Annotated in this window: 20 protein-coding genes; 9 read left to right on the top strand and 11 right to left on the bottom strand. The window is 67.4% G+C overall.

The window, feature by feature from the left end:
* Positions 1 to 64: 64 nt before the first annotated feature.
* The 3 genes from ACIGWZ_RS08950 to ACIGWZ_RS08940 all read right to left on the bottom strand — a co-directional run bounded on the left by ACIGWZ_RS08950 (position 65) and on the right by ACIGWZ_RS08940 (position 3,941).
* The gene (locus ACIGWZ_RS08950; RefSeq protein WP_400062345.1) at positions 65 to 1,570 is read right to left on the bottom strand and encodes a long-chain fatty acid--CoA ligase; all 1,506 of its coding nucleotides are present in this window, start codon (positions 1,568 to 1,570) and stop codon (positions 65 to 67) included.
* Between the two features lie 466 nt (positions 1,571 to 2,036).
* Positions 2,037 to 2,750 carry a 3-hydroxyacyl-CoA dehydrogenase gene (locus ACIGWZ_RS08945; RefSeq protein ID WP_400062343.1) on the bottom strand — a complete coding sequence of 238 codons (714 nt, stop codon included), beginning with the start codon at positions 2,748 to 2,750 and terminating at the stop codon, positions 2,037 to 2,039.
* Between the two features lie 222 nt (positions 2,751 to 2,972).
* Positions 2,973 to 3,941: a 3-hydroxyacyl-CoA dehydrogenase NAD-binding domain-containing protein gene (locus ACIGWZ_RS08940; RefSeq protein WP_400062341.1), complete on the bottom strand. Its 969-nt coding sequence runs from the start codon at positions 3,939 to 3,941 to the stop codon at positions 2,973 to 2,975.
* Positions 3,942 to 4,725: 784 nt separating this feature from the next.
* On the opposite strand from ACIGWZ_RS08940, the gene ACIGWZ_RS08935 reads away from it, so the two are divergent.
* Complete coding sequence (locus ACIGWZ_RS08935; protein ID WP_400062339.1) at positions 4,726 to 5,868, top strand: DUF4185 domain-containing protein; 1,143 nt, start codon at positions 4,726 to 4,728, stop codon at positions 5,866 to 5,868.
* A gap of 195 nt (positions 5,869 to 6,063) precedes the next feature.
* Here ACIGWZ_RS08935 and ACIGWZ_RS08930 read toward each other — a convergent pair whose 3' ends face one another.
* Positions 6,064 to 6,678: a GrpB family protein gene (locus ACIGWZ_RS08930; RefSeq protein WP_400062337.1), complete on the bottom strand. Its 615-nt coding sequence runs from the start codon at positions 6,676 to 6,678 to the stop codon at positions 6,064 to 6,066.
* A gap of 17 nt (positions 6,679 to 6,695) precedes the next feature.
* Positions 6,696 to 7,514: a helix-turn-helix transcriptional regulator gene (locus ACIGWZ_RS08925; protein WP_400062335.1), complete on the bottom strand. Its 819-nt coding sequence runs from the start codon at positions 7,512 to 7,514 to the stop codon at positions 6,696 to 6,698.
* 132 nt (positions 7,515 to 7,646) lie between these two features.
* On the opposite strand from ACIGWZ_RS08925, the gene ACIGWZ_RS08920 reads away from it, so the two are divergent.
* The 7 genes from ACIGWZ_RS08920 to ACIGWZ_RS08890 all read left to right on the top strand — a co-directional run bounded on the left by ACIGWZ_RS08920 (position 7,647) and on the right by ACIGWZ_RS08890 (position 14,455).
* Positions 7,647 to 8,711 (top strand): aldo/keto reductase, encoded by a 1,065-nt coding sequence (locus ACIGWZ_RS08920; RefSeq protein WP_400062333.1) that lies wholly within the window; start codon positions 7,647 to 7,649, stop codon positions 8,709 to 8,711.
* A 611-nt stretch (positions 8,712 to 9,322) separates the two neighbouring features.
* Complete coding sequence (locus ACIGWZ_RS08915) at positions 9,323 to 10,786, top strand: sensor histidine kinase (RefSeq protein WP_400062331.1); 1,464 nt, start codon at positions 9,323 to 9,325, stop codon at positions 10,784 to 10,786.
* Complete coding sequence (locus ACIGWZ_RS08910) at positions 10,783 to 11,190, top strand: roadblock/LC7 domain-containing protein (protein WP_400062329.1); 408 nt, start codon at positions 10,783 to 10,785, stop codon at positions 11,188 to 11,190. Before ACIGWZ_RS08915 ends, ACIGWZ_RS08910 begins: the two co-directional genes overlap by 4 nt.
* Positions 11,187 to 11,540 (top strand): DUF742 domain-containing protein, encoded by a 354-nt coding sequence (locus ACIGWZ_RS08905; RefSeq protein WP_400062327.1) that lies wholly within the window; start codon positions 11,187 to 11,189, stop codon positions 11,538 to 11,540. Before ACIGWZ_RS08910 ends, ACIGWZ_RS08905 begins: the two co-directional genes overlap by 4 nt.
* Entirely contained in the window at positions 11,521 to 12,135 is a 615-nt protein-coding gene (locus ACIGWZ_RS08900) for a GTP-binding protein (protein ID WP_400062325.1), read from the top strand. Before ACIGWZ_RS08905 ends, ACIGWZ_RS08900 begins: the two co-directional genes overlap by 20 nt.
* Positions 12,132 to 13,520, top strand: coding sequence for a cytochrome P450 (locus ACIGWZ_RS08895; RefSeq protein WP_400062323.1), 1,389 nt, complete (start codon positions 12,132 to 12,134; stop codon positions 13,518 to 13,520). The genes ACIGWZ_RS08900 and ACIGWZ_RS08895 overlap by 4 nt, the downstream gene beginning before the upstream one ends.
* A 54-nt stretch (positions 13,521 to 13,574) precedes the next feature.
* A protein-coding gene (locus ACIGWZ_RS08890; RefSeq protein WP_400062321.1) for an IS5 family transposase occupies positions 13,575 to 14,455 on the top strand; the annotation gives its coding sequence in 2 pieces (ribosomal slippage) (positions 13,575 to 13,944 and positions 13,944 to 14,455; 882 coding nt in all).
* Between the two features lie 61 nt (positions 14,456 to 14,516).
* Here ACIGWZ_RS08890 and ACIGWZ_RS08885 read toward each other — a convergent pair.
* A complete protein-coding gene (locus ACIGWZ_RS08885; RefSeq protein WP_400062319.1) occupies positions 14,517 to 14,993 on the bottom strand; it encodes a DUF1453 domain-containing protein in 477 nt (158 codons plus the stop codon).
* A gap of 73 nt (positions 14,994 to 15,066) precedes the next feature.
* Here ACIGWZ_RS08885 and ACIGWZ_RS08880 point away from each other — a divergent pair, with 73 nt between their 5' ends.
* Entirely contained in the window at positions 15,067 to 15,684 is a 618-nt protein-coding gene (locus ACIGWZ_RS08880; protein WP_400062317.1) for a TetR/AcrR family transcriptional regulator, read from the top strand.
* A 368-nt stretch (positions 15,685 to 16,052) separates the two neighbouring features.
* Here ACIGWZ_RS08880 and ACIGWZ_RS08875 read toward each other — a convergent pair whose 3' ends face one another.
* The 5 genes from ACIGWZ_RS08875 to ACIGWZ_RS08855 all read right to left on the bottom strand — a co-directional run bounded on the left by ACIGWZ_RS08875 (position 16,053) and on the right by ACIGWZ_RS08855 (position 20,907).
* A complete protein-coding gene (locus ACIGWZ_RS08875; protein ID WP_400062315.1) occupies positions 16,053 to 16,517 on the bottom strand; it encodes a peptidase inhibitor family I36 protein in 465 nt (154 codons plus the stop codon).
* Between the two features lie 216 nt (positions 16,518 to 16,733).
* On the bottom strand, positions 16,734 to 18,272 hold the full coding sequence (locus ACIGWZ_RS08870; protein WP_400062313.1) for a helix-turn-helix domain-containing protein: 1,539 nt from the start codon (positions 18,270 to 18,272) through the stop codon (positions 16,734 to 16,736).
* A gap of 127 nt (positions 18,273 to 18,399) precedes the next feature.
* On the bottom strand, positions 18,400 to 18,561 hold the full coding sequence (locus ACIGWZ_RS08865) for a hypothetical protein (protein ID WP_400062311.1): 162 nt from the start codon (positions 18,559 to 18,561) through the stop codon (positions 18,400 to 18,402).
* Positions 18,562 to 18,898: 337 nt separating this feature from the next.
* Positions 18,899 to 19,996 (bottom strand): hypothetical protein, encoded by a 1,098-nt coding sequence (locus ACIGWZ_RS08860; RefSeq protein WP_400062309.1) that lies wholly within the window; start codon positions 19,994 to 19,996, stop codon positions 18,899 to 18,901.
* 2 nt (positions 19,997 to 19,998) lie between these two features.
* Positions 19,999 to 20,907 (bottom strand): SAM-dependent methyltransferase, encoded by a 909-nt coding sequence (locus tag ACIGWZ_RS08855; protein WP_400062307.1) that lies wholly within the window; start codon positions 20,905 to 20,907, stop codon positions 19,999 to 20,001.
* Between the last annotated feature and the right edge of the window lie 167 nt (positions 20,908 to 21,074).

The raw sequence follows: 21,074 nt of genomic DNA, 5'->3' as shown, positions 1-21,074 counted from the left end.
GTCCGCACACCCCGGCGACCCCGCCGACCGCATGCGCGGATGCTCACGACCTCTCCCCGCGAGGTCAGCTCAGCGCTTGCCCGTCGGCCGGCGGGACGATCTCCCGCTTGAGGATCTTGCCGGTCGGCCCTTTCGGCAGGGCGTCCACGATCCATACCTTCCGCGGATATTCGTACGCGGCGACCTGGCGCTTGACGTAATCGCGCAGTTCCTGGGCTGTCGCAGCGGCGCCTGGCTTGAGAACGACGGCTGCGCCGATCTCCTCGCCGAGATCGGGATTGGGCAGACCGATAACCGCGGCATCGGCCACCGCCGGATGCTCGTACAGCACGTCTTCCACCTCGCGCGGGTACACGTTGTACCCGCCACGAATGATCAGATCCTTCTCCCGGCCGACGATCCAGAAGTACCCGTCCGGGTCGACCCGGGCGAGGTCTTCGGTGTGGAACCAGCCGTCGCGGATCGCGGCGGACGTGGCCTCGGGACGCTGCCAGTACCCCTTCATCACGTTGTGACCGCGGATCACGATCTCGCCGGTCTCGCCCTGCGGCACCTCGTTGCCGCTGTCGTCGACGACCCGCATCCGCACGCCGGGGATCGGGGTGCCGATCGAGCCGGGCTTGCGTGGGGCGTCCACGCGGCTGAACGAGGCGACCGGCGAGGTCTCCGACAGCCCGTACCCTTCGAGCACGACGCAATCGAAGGCGTCCTCGAAGGAGCGCAACACCCCTACCGGAATGGCCGCGCCACCGGAGACGGCCAGCCGGAGGCGGGAGACGTCATAGGCGTTCCGGTCGGGCGGCTGCAACAGCCTGCTGAAGATCGTCGGAACCCCGGCGAAGACCGTCACCCCGTGCTCGGCCAGCATCTGCAGCGCCTGCCCGGCGTCGAAGCGCGGTAGCAATGTCAGACACGCACCGGAGGCGACGGCGGCGTTGAGCGTGCAGCTCTGCCCGAACGCGTGGAACAGGGGGAGCCCACCGAAAATCACGTCATCCGAGGTGAGATGAAGCAACTCGGCCGCCACGACGTCGCAGTTGCGGGTGAGGTTGGCGTGGGTCAGTTCCGCGCCCTTCGGCTCACCGGTCGTCCCTGATGTGTAGAGGATCACCGCGGTGTCGTCCTCGCGCCGCTCGTTCACGTCCTCGGCGAGCGGGGCGGAGGCGAGGAGCGCGTCGAATCCGCCGGGATCGACGACCACCGCATCGGCCTCGACCTGCTGTGCGCCGGTGCGTACCTCGTCGGGGAAGGCGGGTCGGGCGAACAGCAGCCGGGCGCCCGAGTCGCCGAGGTAGTAGGCGACCTCCCGCGCCTTGAGCAGGGGGTTCATCGGAACGACGATGCCGCCGACCCGGAGCACGCCGAAGTAGGCGATGGCGAAATCCGGACTGTTGGGCAGCATGATCGCGACGTGGTCGCCTGGTTTGACGCCGCGGTCCCGGAGCAGTCCCGCCATGCGGGCGCTGACCTGGTCAAGCGTGTGATACGAGAGGATGTCGGCCCCCAGACGCAGCGCGGCGCGGTCCGGGTGGGCGCTGGCACTTCGCACGACGTTCGACGCGAGGTTCATGGCAGGGCCACCCTTCAGCATGTTCGCCTTCGTCGGCTGCCCAGCCACAGCAGGAGCAGCGACCAGTCCGCGCCGCCCTCACGCTCAGCGGAACCTGGAAGTGATCGCCGTCGAGATCACCTCATCGGTTGCGGCTTGCGCTCTGCGGCCTTCTCAAAGGCGACATCGGCGTCCGTAGCGGCGTGTCGCCTCCCTGACGCCTGGGTGCGGAGCCAACACCTCGCCCAGTCTGTGCGCCCGGGCCGTCGGGCTCTTGAGCGATCGCCGACCGAATCCCGAAGCATGCACCGCTTGCCTGCACGAAGGCTCCGCTGTCCATTCTGCCGCACCACGTGGGTGCCGCATCTCAGGTTTTTGATCGCAGGTCTCACCGTCACGTCGGGTGCAATGGGCCGTAACGCCCGGCATGGGGCGGCCCCACGACGCTGACAGCAGAAGCCCGGCGCCACCACTACCGTCGCTGGAATCACGTGGGAATCACGGCATGGGCGATCCCGGTGAGGTTGCCCTGCGCGACGAGGATCTCCCGCCGGTTCGATCCATCGAGATCCGCCGCGTAGACGGTCCCGGCCATGTCGGTCACGAACATGCGACCGCCGTCCAGATCGAGAGCTATGCCGATGCCTTCCATCAGATGGGTCCACAAGATCTCGGGCTCTCGCCGTCCGTCCGGCGGATCCAGCGGCGTGCGATTCACGGAGTTTCCTCGCGGCGGGTCCCCTCGGTCGGTCCAGTACAGCGTGCGCTCAGCGAGGTCGAGCTGCAGGTCGATCGGCTCCGGAAGCCCCTGGAGCAGTACCTTGATGTCGCTGCGGTCGGCGGCGGATTCGCCGGCGGGAAGGTCGATTCCGGCCCGCAAGATCTTCCCCAGTCCCGCATCGCTCGGGCCCTTCTGCGTCCAGTACAGGTGCCCGCCGGCAGGGTCGACGGCGACTCCGACGCACCATTTGGTCTGGTCGCGGCGGTCGTCGTCTCCCTGCCCTGTCTGTACGAGGGTCTCTACGTTCGTCCCGTCGAGGTCGCAGCGCATGACGCGCATCCCTTCGCGATCGCCCCAGTACAGCTTCTTGCCGGCGACCTCGAAGTGCAGCTGCTTCGGCGTGTGCGTTCCGCCGTTGGGAACGATCGTCGTCCTCTTGCTTCCGTCCAGGTCGACGCGCTCGATCGAGCCGTCGTTCACCGGCGGAGACCCCATGTTCGTCCAGTAGAGGTGACCTGCCCCTACATCGACGGCCACACCGTCCGGGTACCTGCATCCGGTGACGATGACCCTCTTGTCGGATCCGTCGGGGTTCACGCAGAACACGCGGCCGTCACCGCTGAGTTCCAGCACGAACAGTCTTTCCTGCCGCTGTGTCACCGTCTCTCCTCTCGGGTGAGAACCCATGCCACGGGTGCCGTCTCATGCCGACCGGCCGGGTGTGTCGCTGTGCGGGCCGGATGCGGCGCGCACCGCGAGCAACCTGAGCAGCATCGCGTCACGCTGGGCGGCCAGTTCGTCGACCGAGTGGCCGTTCACCTCTTCCAGGACGCCGTCGACGATCTTCTCTCTGAGTTCGGGTGTGAGCTCCGGGGTGCCCAGGTCCTGCCACATCTCGGTCAACCGAGGCATGAGGGTGTCCATGAAGTGCTGGATACCGCCCTCGCCGCCGCCGAGATGCCACAGCAGATTGGGTCCCATGACGCCCCACCTGAGTCCTGGACCCCAGGACACCGCGTCGTCGGAGTCCGCGACGTCGAGCACACCCTGCTCGATCAGGTGGACGACCTCGCGATACAGGGCGGCCTGGAGACGGTTGGCGACGTGCCCGGGGAGCTCCTTCTTGAGGTGAATCGGCTTCTTGCCGATCGCGGCGTAGAAGGACATTGCGTCCCGGATCGTCTCCGGGGCGGTCTTCGTTCCGCCGACGACTTCGACCAGCGGGATGATGTGCGGCGGGTTGAAGGGGTGCCCGATGAGGGTGCGCTCCGGACGCCGGCACTCGGCCTGGATGGCACTCATCGTGATGCCCGACGAACTCGACGCGATGATCGAGTCCGGCGGTGTCGCCTCGTCGATGTCGGCGAACAGCTTGACCTTCAGCTCCGGGCGCTCCGGCGCGTTCTCCTGCACGAAATCGGCGTCCGCGACGGCCTGTCGCATATCGGCGGTGAACCTCAGGCGATCCGGTGAGGTTCCGGGTTCGGCCCCGAGCGTGGCTGCCGACTCCCAAGCTGCGTCCACGTACGACCTGAGGGCCTTCTCCGCGCCCGGGGCAGGGTCGGTTGCCGTGACGTCGAAGCCACGAGCGAGATAATGCGTCGCCCAACTCGCTCCGATGGTGCCGGTGCCGACGATCGCTACGCGATGGACTGGTTTGTACGCGTTCATGGCTTGTGCTCGCTCCTGGGTACTCTGGTGCCGGCGTGCAAGGGGAATCACCGCCAGGGGGTCAGCGGTCAGGCCGGCTCGGCCGTGCTGTCGGTCACCCGGGGAAGTCTCAGTTCACTTACACTGCGGCCCTCCCTTCCCTTCCCACGCGGTGGGTACAGGCGGCCGGGGTCCGTCCCGCGCTCCGTTGCCCCTGGTGCGGGCGTGTGCCCTGGCGCGAGACCACTCGCATGGGGACTTCGCCATCGGTGGTCCATCCCGAGTCGTCGGCTCCGTTCCAGGGTGCGGCGCTTGCGCGTCCAGGGCATCTCGGGGACCCACCGGGGAGCCGCTTCTCCCGTCACATTCCGACGTCGGATCGGAATGAACCTCGGCGGCGACCAAGGGAGGCCGGTCACGTGAACCGTGGCGCAATGCGTCGGCCCCCAGGGCGGTCAACACACGAGTGAGGAGGGCCGCGTCGGCGAAGACCTCGGCCGGCGGGATCATCGTCGTCGTGTCATCGCCATTTCATCGGCGGGGATTAGCGTCGACACCGTCCGAGAGGGACAACGCGCCACAGACGCAGGGGGGGAGGTGTGAGGTTTCTGCGCGGACGCCTGCCCAGAGCCTGCCTGTCGGCCTGATGTACCGCGGAGAAGCCTCTGCCTCCCTCCCGATCATTACTCGGCGATAGACGCTACTTGGCCGTCGCTTTACGGGAACAGACCCGTCCAGTCCCTCCATGGATACCTCGAAAGCACCCGCGTCACGAGTGACTCGACTCTGAAAGGCATCGACAGAAATGACACGTCCATCGGACGAGAACGACCCGACGACCAGCGGGTATTCCCGTCGCAAGCTCCTCAAGATCGGCATCGGCGTAGGCGTCGCGGTGGGGGCGGGGATCGTCGGTTCGGGTACCGAGGTAGCGATGGCCGGCGGGCCGGGCGACCCGACCAGCCCCACCCTCGCGACGAAGATCAAGAACCTGAGCGGCCCGGCCGAGACCGGCCCGTTCGCCTCGCCGTGGACCGACCTCGGCATCCCCGTACTGTGCCCGAACGGCACCATGCTCTTCGTCGGCGGCGACACGTTCAACGGCGACCACGTACCGCAGCCGGGCGAGCCCGCGGACGACTGGCGCGCCCCGGTCGGCCTGCGCTCCAGCAGCGCGGACGTGAACAACCTGCGTATCGACGGCAGCGTCGGCGGCGACCACGCCAACAGCCTGGTCGACGAGCCGCACAGCCCGGTCGGCGACAAGGCCACGACGGCGATCCCGTCCGACGTGTTCGTCGTCGACGGCGTCATGTACATGCACCTCATGCGCGGCGTCATCTACGACACCCACCACACGGACTTCTGGCGCTCCACCGACAACGGAGAGACCTGGGAGTACCTGTGCCAGTGGCCGGGTGACCTGCACGGCGGCCAGTTCCAGCAGAAGACCTACGCGGTGGCGGAGGGCGACTACTGCTACGTCCTGTCCACGGTCTTCAACCGCGAGGTCGAATCGGGGATGCTGCTGCACCGGGTGCGGAAGGACAGCCTCGGCAATGCGGACGCCTACGAGCCGTGGGGCTACGCCGACGGCGACTGGCGGTGGGGCGCGCCCCCGACGACGGTCTTCGGCAATCGCAAGTGGGGCGAGATCTGCTTCCGCGCCATGGACGGCAAGTACGTCCTCACGTGGCTGAACATGAACCCGCTGTCGATCCGGGCGATGGTCTTCCCGCTCCCGACCTCGGACCTGACGAAAACGCTGGAGCAGACGATGATCCTGCCCTGCGCCCCGGGGCAGGAGGTGGCCAACCTCGTCGCCAGCCCGTACGGCGGGTTCGTCATCCCGGGCTCGACGTTCGGCAACTTCCACGTCGTCGTCAGTCAGTGGTACGACCCGAAGAACTACCGGATCATGCAGTACAAGATCAACATGCTGTCCTGAACCGACGCATCCCGTCGAGCGCACAGAGCCGCAAAATCGCCACTGCTCCGGATCATGCTCTTCCCGCTCGGAGACGGGGAGTTCAGCCATGCTCCGAAGGCGAACCAGACCGGCGATGGTTTCCGGTGTCGCCTGAAGTCTGGCGGTCCCGTCACTCCGACGGGCTCTGCTCCGCCAGTGATCCGGAGGCACGCTTCAGGCATCACCGGGACCGGGGACCCAGCCGGTGCGCTGAGCCCAGGCGTCAGCGCGTCGGATGATGTCCCATACGACGGCATCCTTCGCTTGGACGTAGGCGGGCCGGTCGTTGCGGTACTTGGCCGCACAGCGCCGTTTGGCTGCTGCGTACCCTTCCGCGACAGATGCCTGGCAGCGGAGGTAGTCGCGAAACAGCAGGGGGAACTGTTGAGAGAAACTGCCCAGCTGTCGCACATGTACGTGCGTCCGGCGCTGACCTGGAGGTTCCCGGAAGTACCGCTTGGTCCGTTCGGGATTGTCCGCCCGGTACACCAAGCCCATGTCTGTCAGCGGACCCAGGAATGCGTCTGGCGGGTCCAGCGATGCGACGGAGATCTGGATGTCGATCACCGGCTTGGCTGCCAGGCCGGGCACCGAGGTCGACCCGATGTGGTCGATGCGCAGTGCAGTGTCACCGAGGGCCGCACGCAGGCCCGTGCCCCACGTGGCGAACATCGCTGACCAAGCAGCGTCGTAAGGCACGATCTCGACCGTCTCTCCCATGATGAAGAGTGTTCCACCGCTCGCAAACTCACCCCACGCACCGCCCGCCGGCACAACCTCTTCGTGCACGCATGGACGGTTCGACATCACCGTGCGCACAACCGGTCCCATGCCGACCGGCTCTCATCGTCCGCGACGCGGTAGATCACCAACCGCTGGTCCGGATCGTGAAGTGGCATCAGCACTTCGAATTCCACTGCGATCACACCGACGTCAGGATGCCGCATCACCTTGCGCCCGCGGCCGTTGACCTTGATATCTCGCTCGGCCCACCCTCGCGCGAATTCCTCGTCACGAGTGGTGAATTCGGCGATGAGGTCGGTCAACGCCTGATCCTCCGGATGCGCGGCCCACGCGGCGCGCAGGTGGGCGATCCCCTCTCGCACCACGCGTTCGCGGTCGACATAGAGCTCGCGCATCCCCGGATGCATCAGGCACAGCCACATCGCATTGCGCTGCGACGGCGGCAGGGTGTCGAAATCCAGTAGCAGCCTCGCCATTTCGCCGTTCCAGGCCAGGATGTCGTAGCGGTGGTTCATCAACATGGCGGGCAGCGGCGACAGGTCGGCGACCAGCCGGGCCAGCGGCGGCGCTGCAGTGGTGGCGGGCTTGTCGGCGTTGCGAGGGCGCTGCTGGGCCAGGTTGAAGAGGTAGGCGCGTTCGTCGGGGGCCAGGCGCAGCGCCCGGGCCAGCGCCTCCACCACGTTCGCTGAGGGCCGCAGCCCGCGGCCCTGTTCCAGCCGCACGATGTAGTCGGTGCTGACCCCGGCCAGTTCGGCGACCTCTTCGCGGCGCAATCCCGGGGTCCGCCGGGCCTGCCGACGCGATGGCAGTCCGAAATCGCGCGGGTCCAGGCGTTCGCGCCGGGTCCGCAGGAACGCGGCCAGCTCCTGTGTCGTGTCCACGGTCCGGGTCATCACGTTCGATCCAACGGCCAGGGTAGGACTGGTATTCCCAGGAACTTCCGTCCCTTATCCCCGGCTCGCGGTGGTCACAGACTTGTTTTCGACAACGGATCACAAACGCAGGAGGACACGATGTCGCTCACCCTCGACACCTACCGGCTGCTGGGCCGTTCCGGGCTGCGGGTCTCACCGCTGGCGCTGGGCGCGGCGACCTTCGGAACCGATTGGGGCTGGGGTGCCGAGCAGGACGAGGCGCGCAAGCTGTTCGACCTCTACGTCGAGCGCGGCGGCAACTTCATCGACACCGCCAGCACCTACACCAATGGCAGTTCCGAGCGCCTGCTGGGCAAATTCACCCGCGACAACCGCGAAAGCCTGGTGCTGGCAACGAAATACACGACGCTGCGCCGACCCGGCGATCCGAATTCCGGGGGACCGCACCGCAAGAGCCTGTTCGCGTCGGTGGAAGCCAGTCTGCGACAGCTGAATACGGACTACATCGATCTGCTCTACCTGCACCTGTGGGATTTCACGACACCGGTCGAGGAGATCCTGCGCGGCATGGACGATCTGGTCCGGCAGGGGAAGGTCTTGTACGTGGCGATCTCCAACGCCCCGGCCTGGCAGGTGTCGCGCATGCAGGCGATCGCCGACCTGCGCGGCTGGTCGCCGCTGGTCGCGCTGCAGATCGAATACAACCTGATCGAGCGCACCGGAGAACGTGACCTGATCCCCATGGCACGCGAAATGGGGTTGGGGGTGATCCCGTGGTCACCGCTGGCCGGCGGGGTGCTCACCGGCAAGTACAGCCGCGACGACCTGACCGCGACGCACGTCGCATTCGATGACGGCACCCGCAAGAGCGTCACCATCGCCAATGGCGCACTCACCGAACGTAACCTCGCCCTCGTGGATGTTGTGAAGGAGATCGCCACGGAGCTGGGCCGCACACCCGCCCAGGTCGGGCTGGCCTGGACCCTGCAGAACCCGGGCGTGACGGCACCGATCATCGGCGCCCGCACACCCGCGCAGTTGGAGGAGAATCTGGGCGCCCTAAAGGTCGAATTCACCGCCTCCCAAATGGCCCGCCTCGACGAGGCCAGCGCGATCGGACTCGGCTTCCCGCACGACGTGCTCGCCCGCGAGACAACCCGCAGGCTGACCCGCGGCGACCTGAAGGTCGAAACCCGCCGCTGATATCCGATCGAGCCCCGAGGGCAGTGACATGTGACCGAATTCCACAAATGCCGCTGCCGCCGACGGTCTCGACCTCGAACTCGACGAGGATCGCGGCTTGACCCTTACCACGATCAACTTCGGCTCGGCTGAGGGTGCCTAGCCATGCCCGTCAACGTGACGTCCGGGCCCGCAAGGGCGGGAAGGGCCGGGTCGCCCGGGCCGGGGCTGTCCGGTAGGGCTTGGGTGACTCGTCGGAGATCCGTCACCGCCCCTTCGGCGCGGGGCCCGTGGCTCCACGGCGACCCGCCGGTAGCCATCGTGGCTGTGCCCATGCCAGTGCCAGCGCGCAGATTCTCCTGTTCAGGGGTGGGTTGTAGCCGTGCGGTCTCGTACGCCCCGCGCCGAGGCCTGGTGCGGCGGGTGGGCGGTTGCAGTCGGGAAGGTCGCGTCCGTCCCCCACGCCGGGGCGCGCGCAGTATCGCCCTTCGGGGCGAGGACCGCTACCGGAATGAGGAAGCTACGCCCATCTCGGTGGTCCAGCTGACGCTACGCCAATTTCCTTGCGCATATGCCTATACGCTCCCGCAGGTCTTCGGACGATCGTCTATTCCCACAGGTTGAGGGTGCTCATGGTCCAGGAGAAGTCGCCGTCGAGATTGCCGTCCGTGGCGGTGTATGCATGGCTCATACCGGTGGTTGCTGCCGTGACGGTGGCGAGCTTGGTTGAACCTGGCGTGTTCGCTTCGGCTGTCTGGATCGGCGTAACGGCTGTGGGCGCGGTAGCCGGCGCCGCCGGCGGGACCGTCCGTCGGAATCGGCAGATTGCGCAACTGCAGAAAGACAGCCGACTGCAGTCGGCCGCGTCGGTGCGGCAGCAGGAAGCGACCGCGCGGCTGGCCGCCAGCCTGGTGCCGGAAATGCTGACGCGTCTGCGCCTGGATGAGGCTCCGGAGGAGGTTCTCAACTGGCTGACGACACGCTGGGCGGGCTCCTACAGCGGCCTGCCTTCCGAGTTCCAGCAGGCCCACTGGGCGGTGCTGCGCACCGTTATCGATGCTGTGGCTGCGGAAGAGGGCCTGCGGGACTCCGCTCAGCGGGCCCTGGTGAACTTGGCCAGGCGTATGCAGGCGATCGTCCATCAGCAGGCACGAGAGCTGCGCGAGATGGAGGACCGGCACGGCAAGGACCCCGCCGTCTTCGGGGATCTCCTGCGGATCGACCACAACACCGCGCTGACCGGCCGGCTCGCCGACTCCATCGCCGTACTCGGCGGCGCCCAGTCCGGCCGACAGTGGAACCGGCCGGTACCGCTGTACAGCGTGCTGCGCGGCGCGATGTCGCGGATCGTGGGCTATGAGCGGGTCGAGCTGAGCACCAGCACGGAGTGCGCCGTCGTGGGGCATGCCGTCGAGCCGCTCATCCACGTCCTGGCGGAGTTGCTGGACAACGCGACGCGCTATTCCCCGCCCCACACGAAGGTCCACCTCACGGCCGCGGACGTGCAGTCCGGAGTCGCGGTGGAGATCGAGGACGGCGGTGTGGGCATGAGCGAGCAGGCCCGGCACCTGGCCGAACGGCGCCTTGAACAGGCCCAGCAGGGCATCGACCTGGGTGACCTGGGAGAGACCCCGCGGCTCGGCCTGGCAGTGGTGGGGCGTCTTACTCAGGCGTTCGGTCTGCAGGTCTCGCTGCGCACATCCGCCTACGGCGGCGTGCGGGTGGTGCTGGTGGTGCCTCAGCAGTTGATCACCAGCGCGGCCGAGGCGTCCGGAGTGGCGCACGGTATCGGGACCTTCTCCGGTCCGCGCGCTGCGAGTCAACCGGGTCAGGGATCGCCTCGCCAGACGGCGAAGCCACAGGCGGCGATGCGAGCCGACGATGCGCCGCAGGTGGTTGAGCGGACAGCAACCGGACTCCCCCAGCGGCGACGCAGAGGGCGAGTGCCGGAGGCGCCGGCACCTGCGGGCAACGCCCGGCCGGCGGAGGGATCGCAGCGGGCTCCCGGCGAATGGCTGGCCGCGTTCAAGACCGGACTGTCGGCGGAGGGCAGCAGTGGTGGCGACGACGCCGCCGCGCCGAGAGGAGAACTGTGATTCAGCAGACGGCCAACTTGGACTGGATGCTCAAGGACCTCGCGGAGAGCGTGCCGCAGACCCGCACGGTCCTCGTACTGTCCTCAGACGGACTGCGCATGGGACACCACGGCGGGACCATCGAGTCGGCCGAGCGGCTGGCCGCTTCCTGCTCGGGTTTGCAGAGCCTCGCCAGTGCGGTCGGCAGCGAACTCCCGCACCAGGCGGGCAAGATGCGGCTGGTGGTCATTGAGATGGAAGGCGGCTTCTTCTACTTGATGGCGGCCGGCCCGAGGGCCTACCTCGCGGTGCTCGCCGACGCCGGGGTGGACGCCGGGCTCATGGGCCAACGCATGCGGGACCTGATCGCGCGTCTCGGAGATCACATCACCAGCCCGCCCCGCGGTGACGGGCAGGCCAGGTGAGCGACTCCCCCCAGGACGGCACGGAGGAATGGCCGGAGCGCCTCTACGTCATCACCAGTGGCCGTTCCTCCGCATCCAACGAACTCGACCTGGTCACACTGATCGTGGCCAGGACGGTCGCCACGACCGGCATGCAGCCGGAGCATGTGGCGATCCTCAACCTGTGTCAGGCTCCGCTCTCGATCGCCGAGATATCCGCCCACATAGGACTGCCGGTGAGTGTCGTCACCGTCCTGATCAGCGACCTGCTGGACGAGCAACAGGTGCTCACGCGCCCACCAGTACCGCCAGCGGATCTGCCCGACCTTGCCCTCATCGAAAAGGTGATCCATGGCCTTCAAAAGCTCTGAGCTCGCAGAGCCCCCCCACGACGAGCGGCTCCCCCACACGGCGTCCGCGGCGGTCAAGGTCGTGATCGTGGGCGGATTCGGGGTCGGCAAAACGACCATGGTCGGATCGGTGAGCGAGATCCGGCCGCTGACCACCGAAGAGACCATGACCCAGGCCGGCGCCGGAATCGACGACCGCGCGGGTGTGGAACACAAGACGGCCACCACCGTCGCCATGGACTTCGGCCGGATCAGCATCAACGACGAACTCGTCCTCTACCTCTTCGGCACCCCAGGCCAGCAACGCTTCTGGTTCCTGTGGAACGGGCTGTTCGAGGGCGCTCTCGGCGCGGTGGTGCTGGTGGACACCCGTCGGCTGGAGGACAGCTTCGATGTCATGGGCCGCCTGGAAGAGAGCGGCGTGCCCTTCGTCGTCGCGGTGAACTCCTTCGCGGGCGCTCCGGAACACGCGCTGCAGGAACTCCGCAGCGCTCTCGACCTCCCTTCACACGTACCCCTTATGACCTGCGATGCGCGGCATCGCGAGTCCAGTCGTGACGTCCTGATGTCCCTCATGCACTACCTGCACTCCCTCGTTGTAACGGAGTCCTCATGAGTACGCCTCCCCTCCTCCCGCCACCCGGGTGCCCGGCCCACGGCCTGCGGCAGGACGGACCGCAGCGCCTCTACGGTCCAGCCGCAGAGCACGACCCCATGGCCCTGTACGAAGAACTGCGCGCCAAGCACGGCGCGGTGGCTCCCGTGCTGGTGCATGACGATCAGCCGGCCTGGCTCGTCCTGGGCCACCGAGAGAACCTGGAGGTGGCCCGAACCCCCGGCCGGTTCTCTCGCGACCCCCGCGCCTGGGGCGCCGTACGGGACGGGACGGTGGTCCCCGACAAGTACGCACTCGCGCCGATGGTGACCTGGTGGCCGGTGATCAATTTCAACGACGGCCCGGTCTTCGAGCGGCTGAGGGGCGCGGTGCTCGAGTCCCTGCAGCGCTTCGACCGGCGCGGGATCCGCCGGTACGTCACCCGGTTCGCCCACCAACTCATCGATGCCTTCGCCTCCAACGGCGAGGCCGATCTCGTGGCGGAGTTCTCCAGTCAGCTGCCGATGCTGGTGATGACGCAGCTGATCGGTGCTCCGGAGGAACACGGTCCCCGGCTCGTTCGGGCCGTGCCTGACATGCTGGAGGGTACGGAGACCGCCCTCGCAAGCGATGAGTACGTCACGAAGACGCTGCATCAGCTGGTGGAGAGCAAGAAGGCCAGTCGTGGGTACGACCTCACGTCCTGGCTGCTCGACCACCCCGCCGGGCTGACAGATGTCGAGGTTCTGGCGCACGTGCGAGTGGTTCTGGTCGCAGCGTACGCAACCACCGCGAACCTGATCGCGAACACGCTGCGGATGGTCCTCACCGATCCGCGCTTTCGCGCGAACCTCTCGGGTGGCCGTATGACGCTGGCGGAGGCTCTGGAGCAGGTGCTGTGGGACCAGACTCCCATCAACACCGTCCTGGGCCGCTGGGCCACGGCAGACACCAAGCTGGGCGGGCAGGAGATCAAGCGCGGTGACATGCTCCTGCTGTCCCTCGCTGCGGGCAATGTCGATCCCGCGGTCCGGCCGGATCTGACCGCGCCGGTCCACGGAAACCGTTCCCACTTGGCGTTCAGCGCGGGCCCCCACGAATGCCCGGGACAGGACATCGGCCGGGCCATCGCCGACACCGGTATCGAGGCCCTGTTGGCGCGCCTGCCCGACATCGAGCTGACGGTGCACGACTTCGAGCTGGAGCGCCGGGGCACGCTGATGTCCCAGCACCTCGTACGGCTACCGGTGCGGTTCGCGCCCAGGGCCGCCGCCGGCACCGCACCGCGGCCCCAGCCCGATCCGCTGCCGCCGCTCGCTCCGCCGGAGGAGGCAGTCCAGCCTGCGACAGCCCGGCCGCGGCCTCGGCGGTGGTCGTGGCTGAGCCGCCTGCTCCGCCGGCGCTAGTTACTGTCCGATGGGTCGCGTGACCAGGCCGGCATTCACATCGTTCCGGCCGGTGTGGGGCGAGGTGATCTGTCGGATCTGGAGTGGGCTCGGCTGGAGCCGCACTTGCCGAAGAACGCGGGACGAGGCGGGCGTTGGAAGAGCCATCGCAAGGTGATCAACGGCATTCTCTTTCGGCAGCGGACCGGTATCCCGTGGCGTGATCTGCCAGCACGGTTCGGCAGCTGGAAGACAGTGCACGACAGGCATCGCAGGTGGTCGGCGGACGGCACGTGGGAGAGGATCCTGCGGGCCGTCCAGGCCGATGCCGATACTGAAGGCCGGATCGACTGGATCATGGTCAGCGTGGACTCGGCCTCCTGCCGTGCCCATCAGCTTGCCGCAGGCGCCCGCACCGCCGCGCCACGTATTCCTGGACGACGCGGCGACCTGTTCACCATCGTTCAGATGAGGCCCTTGGCCGCTCCCGTGGCGGGCTGACCTGCAAGATCCATCTGGCCGGTGAGGGCGGTCGACGTCCTCTCGCGTTCGTCATCACACCAGGCCAGTGGGGCGATGCTCCGCAACTGATCCCGGTCCTCGAACGCATCCGTGTCCCATGTCCGGCCGGCGATCAGCCGCGCACACGCCCCGATCACCTGGGTGGCGACACGGCGTACTCGTCCCGCCGGAATCGCCGCTCTCTGCGGCGTCGGCAGATCAAGCGCACGATTCCCGAGCGCAAGGATCAGCGGGCCAACCGCCAGCGCCGTGGTAGCGCGGGCGGCCGGCCCACCGGCTTCAACAAGACGATCTACAAGCGCCGCAACGAAGTCGAGCGAACGATCAACGCGCTCAAGGGCTTCCGCGCTGTAGCCACCCGATTCGACAAGAGGGCGTACAGCTTCCACGGCACCGTGGCTGTCGCTGCCATTCGCCTCTGGCTCCGCTCATGACCTGTCGGACGGTGCCAGCCGAGCGGGTCCGACATGTGCGGGCTCGGGATATGGCAATGCGTCAGCGAGTGCGTGCCGGGGCGAAGGGGATTCCCGAAGCCATGCCGCGGCGGCCGACGATGAGGGACTCGCCGAGGAAGCTCACGCCGATGGAGAGCTGGACGGGTCGTGCGTTCTCGTGCATGCCCATCTTCACCGCCAGGACACTGAAGCCGACCGTGATCGCCAGGGTGCCGATCACGGCGAGGAAGGTGCGGCCCGTGTACCGCTGCCACAGGACGCCTCCCTTGTCGAAGAGTTGAACGGTGGCGCCGCGGAGTGCGCCGAGTGCCGCGCCGAGGGCGGCGCCCATGATGACCCAGGTGAGGTCGGTGCCGGTCAGATCCGTCATCTTGACGAGGGACAGGACGCCGATCCCGGTCAGGATCGCGGGGGCGACGAAGAGGTCCCTTGCGTTGACCGGTTCACCGATCATTCGTTTGATCACGACCGCGATCACGACCACCGCGATGATCGCGGCGAGCAGCCAGGGGTTCACGCAGATACCACCCATCTTTATGGCACGACTGAGCTAAAAAATGATGTTAGCCCGGTCGTGCTATAACGGCAATGTGCCAAAGATCGTCGATCCCGTAGCCCGCCGCAGGGCGGTGGCGCAGGCCGTCCTGTCCGTCGCCGCCCGGCAAGGACTGGAGCATGCGTCGCTGCGCAACGTCGCCGACGAAGCCGGACTCGCCATCGGGTCGGTCCGCCACTACTTCGCCGACCACGACGAGTTGATGACCTTCACGATGAGGGAGTTGAGTCGGCGCATCGGCGACCGCATCCGCACCCACGCCGAGCGACTCCTGACTCCCGACAGGGGCACCGACCGCCGGGCCGCGACAGAAGAGCTCCTGGCCGAGTTCCTCCCGCTGGACGCGGCCCGCCGCCAGGAGGCCGCGCTCTGGCTCGCCTTCACCGCCGCAGCACACACCCGCCCCGAACTGCTGCCCTGCGCAGCCGAGATGCAGGCCGACCTGCACACCCTGATGTCGCGCGTGCTGCACGAAGCCCGCTACGCCGGCGGGCTGCCGGCTGACACGGACGTCGAGCTGGAAAGCACGCGACTGGCCGCCCTCCTCGACGGACTCACTCTCCAGGCGACGCTGCTGCCGGACCGCTATCCGCCGAAGCTGCTCCGACAGGTGCTGCGGCGGCACCTGGACGCCCTCACAGCCGGCAGCTGACCTCCGGCCAACGCGTTCAGCCCGCACGCCACAGGATCGCGGTGCGATGCCGCCCGGCAGCGCGCCAGCCCCGCTCGGCCAGCCGGTTCAGCTTCGAGCGCAGCGCCTCCGAGCGGGCCGGCTCGGCGAACTCCCCAGCTCACCGCGGACCCGCTTGACCATGACCGGCGAATCCGCCCGGCGCACCACATCCGTGATCCGCTGAAGGACCTCCTGCGCGAGGCCGCTGCAGCCCTTGACGGCCCCGATCTTCCCGGCGACAACACCGTCGCCGCCCGAACCTGGGCAGTAAAGGAGGCCGCGGAGAGGGTCTGGGTGGTCCCTCCGATGGAGCGGGAGGGACCACCCAGACCCGGGTCATGCCGGGATCAGGGGTAGACGGAGTTCGCCTTGTCGTCGTAGTTCTTGCTCATCGTCGTGACCTTGCCGGGGTCGTAGTACCACTGTGTGCCCCTGCCGCTGCTCTTGGTGGAGAACCAGGCCCTGCTACCCCACCCGCTCTGCCGGTTCCAGAGCGAGGACATCTTGTTGTTGAAGCCGAACTTGCCGAGGTTGTTCCACCCTCCATCGTTGAACCTGAGCATGCGGCCCTTGAGCTTCTTCTCGTCGTACAGGCAGACCCAGCCTTTGTTGCACTTGTACTTCAGGGCGAACTCGTTCTTCTGCGCGCGCGTGCCGGCAGTTTCGCGGTCCCAGCAGGTCGTCGCGCCTGCTGTCACCTCGCAGACGTCTGCGCCCTGCCAGCCCTTGGCGAGATCGATGGTCTTGCCGTTGAGCGTTGCCTGGGCGCTCTGGGCACGCGTGGTCGGCTGGGCGTCTTGCGCGACAGCCACGCCGCCCAGCGTGCCCACTGCTATTGCGACGGCGGCGGTTCCGGTGACGAACCGTGCGGTGATATGCATTTTCGTGTCCTCCTCCGCACCGATTCCCCCGGGCGGTGCGTCCCCCGACGGCCTCCCCTGAGACCGTTGCCGACGACGTTAGATGGCACCGTTCTCTCCGGCCTATGTGCACGGTGCTCAACTCCGGTCGCCGATCGTGCACGATGCTCAGACGGCCCGGGCGTTGGTGATGTGCAGAGCGTGGACGACGTCGTGGATGCCAGTGCCGGTGGTCAGCAGATCGAGGCCCAGTACGGCCTCGGCGGTTCGCAGGTGGGATCGGACCGTGTTGCGGCTGATGGCCATGCGTCGGGCGGCCTCCTGGGCGTCGGTGTTGGCGTCGATCCACGCCTGAAGCGTGCGGCGGTGCCGTGCTTGAAGAGGGCGGAGGATCGTGCGGGCCCAGGCAGCGGCGGATTCGTTGCGCAGCAAGTCATCCAGAGTGAAAGGCAGTTGATGGTCCCCGGGTTCGGGATCGGCGCAGGAGCTGCTGAGAGCGAGGGCCAGGTGGACGGCGGCGCGGCAGCGGACATCGGCAAGGTCCAGTCCGAGGGCTCGTTGCGTACGTCGCAGGTGCGCGGTGACGGTATTGCGGCTGAGGCTGAGCAGGCGGGCCACGGCGGAGCGGGGCATGTTCATGGCCAGGCGAGTGATGTCGGCGCTGGTCTTCGGGACAGAGTCCAGCGGCCTCAGAAGCGCGCGGGACCAGTCGAGGGCGGGCTGACGGGGAAGGACGCCTTCGAGCGGAGTCCGGCCATGGTAGAAGGCGACGCGGCCTGGGGTGGTGCGGGCGGCGGCCAGGGCATGGGCTGCCTGGCCGTAGGCCGCGGCCGTCGCACTGAGCGGGTGCGCGCCGCTGATGCCCAGAGCGTAGCGCGGATTGTCGCGTACCAGACGGCGCAAAATCTCACCCTGCCCACGCTCCTGGCCGCCAAAGCCGCCTGCTGTCGCATCATCGGCGATGAGACAGATCAGGTGCTCTTTGAAGACGGGGCAGTGCACCATCAGATCCGGGCCGTGATAGCCGGAGGGGTCCTGGTGGGCGCGGGCGATCCGGTCACGGTCGGACGACGGACAGTGCAAGAGATGGACACGCAGTCGGCCGGCGTCCAGCAGCGGGGGAACAGCGCCGGTTGTCATCCGGCGGGCCAGCACCGGCCCTCCCGCCATTAGCGCATGCAGTACGGCGAACCGCAGCTGGCGTGCCTTGTACTGGTAGCCATGCCAGTTCCGGTCGCTGGCCTCGGCGCGGTGCAGCAGGGTGAGGAGGCTGCCGGTGTGCGAGGTCAGCGCGATCTCCTGCGGGGTCGGCTCCGAGCGGCTGGCCACCACCAGTAAGGGGCGCGGCTCGTGTGGCCCGAGGGCTTCACAGCGCACGTGGAGCGCCTCGGTCTGGGTCGCGGCCGCGGCCAGTTGCCCGCCGGATAATCGTGCGAGTAGAGGAGCGAGCGGGCGCAACGCCTCCCGGGGAAAACCCGCGGTGGACGATTCCACGGTGCCCGACTCGTCCGTGATCAGCGCAACGTGGGCGCCGGTCTGTCGGTGCAGCCAGTCGAGAACATGCCGTACGTCCGGTTCGCCCCCGCGTGACGCTTGACGTCTCACCTCACGCAGCAATCCGTCCAGCCCTCCGGCCTGCCCTTGCACCCCCTGCCCCCCACGGCTCTTCGCCCTCTCTGTCAACGTCTCGTTCTCTTCAGTGGCCATGACACTTAGTCAGCAGCCCATGCGAGTGCGCTGATCGTCACGAGCGGGTTCATCCTGGGTGATGTACTCATGACCCTCCTTCTTCGTGGCCCTGAACGGGGCTTCCGGGCCTCGGGCCGGCATGGCTTTACCCCTGCTGAGCGCACAGGAGCACGGCAGTTTCGGTGAGCCCCTCCAGATCGTCACGCACCTCCTGAAAGCGCTGGCTCAACTTTTGTGCCTGCACCTCCAGTTCGGCGCTGCGAACCGTGATCAGCTCACGAAGGTCCGGTTCCGCATCCCTGGCCACCTGACACGCCGCCTCCCGCCAGGATCGTACGGACAGACACCCCGCGCACGCCGGAGAATCCGTCGATCCGTCATCACCGAAACGGCAGACGATCTTGCGCTCCGACAACCACCCCCGACTGGAACAAGAACACGATCAACGACTCAAACCGGCCCTGTGGCCCGCGACTTCAAGATGGCCGATCATCATTGATGGCTTGCCGGCGGTCCCTCCACCGTCCTCGACCTATCAGACAGGCCCTAAGGGCTGTCCCGCCATGAGGGCCCGCAGCACATCGCTGCGGGCCCGTTGCCCTGCTCGGCATGAGGCGCAGATGCGCCGAGCCGTCGCCGGCTGGTCACTGCTCCAGTTGCTGCCACCACCAGTTCAGGGACGGAACCGCGGGCGGGGCGATGCTCGGATCGCTCGGGGAATCGCTCCAGAGCACATCGAATGTCGCCCCTTCCACCGGCCAGGCGTTGCGGTTGCGGGGGCTCGCGTAGCGGGGAGCGGTGTTCTGCCATGCGATGCTGCCGGCGATGTAGTGCTGCAGGGAATCGAGGTAGCGCTGAAGCGGCTCGTCCGCCCCCCGAGCGAGCTGTGCGTGCAGACGGAGAAAGAGCGTCATCACGCGGTCCCGCAGGGCGACTGCCTCAGTGACCGCTTCTCTGGGTGCGCATCCTCGCTCGTGGGCCAGTACGTTGATCAAGTTCTGCTCCCATGGCTCTTGATCGTCGTCCTTGTTGTAGGAGAAGAGATCGTTGTCGGCGGCGACGATCCACCCCGCTGCGTCGGTCACGGCCTGGACCGGGGCCGCGTAGAGGCTGTCCGGCGGCAGGTCGATCCCGTTCGCGGAGTCGGCCCATGTGAGGCTGAACCGGGTGCCGTTCGCGAGAGCGCCGAGACCGGCGTAGTCAGTGAGGCCGGGCATGCGGCCGCGCTCGGCCTGAGCCGTGCGCCAGCCCGCCCCGATCAGCCAGTCCCTTGCTCCCTCTGCGAATCTGCGCAGCTGAAAGGGCGTGAGCAGATCGTGTGTCCTCTGCACCAGGTCATCCAGCGCCGAGGTGAAGGGCCCCGGGGGAAGGAGCGCGCAGCCGGGCATCTCCAGGGCCCTGGCGAGCCGGGCGCCATGGTCGGTGATCGACGCGGTACTGGTGGCGGCCGGTCCGGAGTCCTGCCAGTCGTCAACGGCGTTCGCCCAGTAATTCCACAATGTGAACGTCAGGACGTGGTCGACGTTGCCGTTGGGGATGATCCTGCAGGAGAAGTCGGCACTGTGCGTGGCCAGCCCCCAGGCGCGTTCGGCGGCATCGGGGTAGATCCCGAAGGTATCGATCCATTCCGTGGCCTGCTGCTCGATCTCCGCTGCCTTGGGATGGCAGGTGGAGGTGAACGGGCAGAAGAACGGGGGGAGTTGCCAGCCGATGCGTGAAGCGTGGCCGTGTTCGGCGATCACCGTCAGCTGCCTCCGAGCCGGAAGAGCAGCAGGCGGGTTTCCACCGCGTGGTCGCGCCAGACGCGGAACAGTTTGCCGTGGGCGATGGCGCTCTGCTGGAGCCGCTCCCGAGACCAGGATGCCGGTTTGCCGCCCTGTTCCAGACGGGACAGTTCGGCCGTGTTCCAGGCCATGGACTGCACCCAGAACTCGCTGACGCCGTCCGTGACGTCCTCATCCTGTTCCAGCTCGAAGCCGGAGGCCTCAGCGGCGCGGATGTACTCGGTGAGGGTGCCGAGCCGCGTCTTGTAATACTCGTCGATCCAGTCGATCCATTCGGGACGGCAGATGAAGTGCTCCTGGATGCCGAACCAGCCCCCGGGCCGCAGCGCCCTCGCCACCACCTGAAAAAGTCGCTTGCGGTCCATGTAGCCGGAGCTTTCAATGGCGTAGGCAGCGTCGTAGCGACGCTCGTGGGTCATGCCGTGGATGTCGCCGACGCGAGGGGCGACGCGGCCGGAAACACCTGCCTGCCGGGCGAGTTCCCTGATGACCGGTACGTGGTCGTTCGCGACGGTGAGACCCGTGACGTTCGCGCCATGTTCCTGCGCCCAGTAGAGGCTGCCGCCACCCAGCCCGCAACCGATGTCGAGCAGGTGCGCAGGAAATGACTGGCCGCCTGCCCAGGTGTTCGCGGCGCGGTCGAGAATCGCTTCCTGGGCCCTGATGATCCGGCCCTTGAGGACCCGCTGCGTGACGGTCGTGTTGAGCTTGACCGCCGGATCGAACAGGCCCACATGGAAGTGGACCCGGGGCCCTGGACCGTACTTGTGAAGTATGTCCTGGGTCTTGCGTGCATAGTAACGCGGCACTTCCGTGTCATCGAACGCCGGACCATCTGCGCGCGACTGGGTGACAGGATGAGCGTTCATCGGTTCTCCGGATGTCATCTGATCCACTCGGGAGCCGGACCGCACCGCTCGCGACTGGCCAGAAAGATGCCATCGCGCCGTGTGTATCCGGCCGTTGATATTCAGTTGTGATCAGCAACGATCCTCTCTACGTTCCGGTCACGCCACATTGCTGTCAGGACTGCTTC

Source organism: Streptomyces sp. NPDC053427 (genome assembly GCF_044544985.1).
Taxonomy (GTDB): Bacteria; Actinomycetota; Actinomycetes; order Streptomycetales; family Streptomycetaceae; genus Streptomyces.
The sequence above is the reverse complement of the archived record's forward strand: the minus strand, read 5'-3'. Positions and strand labels throughout refer to the sequence as shown.

What these genes read in the sequence shown, in the direction of transcription:
- ACIGWZ_RS08950 (WP_400062345.1), bottom strand. Translation starts at nt 1,570, where the DNA reads ATGAACCTCGCGTCGAACGTCGTGCGAAGTGCCAGCGCCCACCCGGAC.
- ACIGWZ_RS08940 (WP_400062341.1), bottom strand. Translation starts at nt 3,941, where the DNA reads ATGAACGCGTACAAACCAGTCCATCGCGTAGCGATCGTCGGCACCGGC.
- ACIGWZ_RS08935 (WP_400062339.1), top strand. Translation starts at nt 4,726, where the DNA reads ATGACACGTCCATCGGACGAGAACGACCCGACGACCAGCGGGTATTCC.
- ACIGWZ_RS08920 (WP_400062333.1), top strand. Translation starts at nt 7,647, where the DNA reads ATGTCGCTCACCCTCGACACCTACCGGCTGCTGGGCCGTTCCGGGCTG.
- ACIGWZ_RS08915 (WP_400062331.1), top strand. Translation starts at nt 9,323, where the DNA reads ATGGTCCAGGAGAAGTCGCCGTCGAGATTGCCGTCCGTGGCGGTGTAT.
- ACIGWZ_RS08900 (WP_400062325.1), top strand. Translation starts at nt 11,521, where the DNA reads ATGGCCTTCAAAAGCTCTGAGCTCGCAGAGCCCCCCCACGACGAGCGG.
- ACIGWZ_RS08895 (WP_400062323.1), top strand. Translation starts at nt 12,132, where the DNA reads ATGAGTACGCCTCCCCTCCTCCCGCCACCCGGGTGCCCGGCCCACGGC.
- ACIGWZ_RS08870 (WP_400062313.1), bottom strand. Translation starts at nt 18,272, where the DNA reads ATGGCCACTGAAGAGAACGAGACGTTGACAGAGAGGGCGAAGAGCCGT.
- ACIGWZ_RS08855 (WP_400062307.1), bottom strand. Translation starts at nt 20,907, where the DNA reads ATGAACGCTCATCCTGTCACCCAGTCGCGCGCAGATGGTCCGGCGTTC.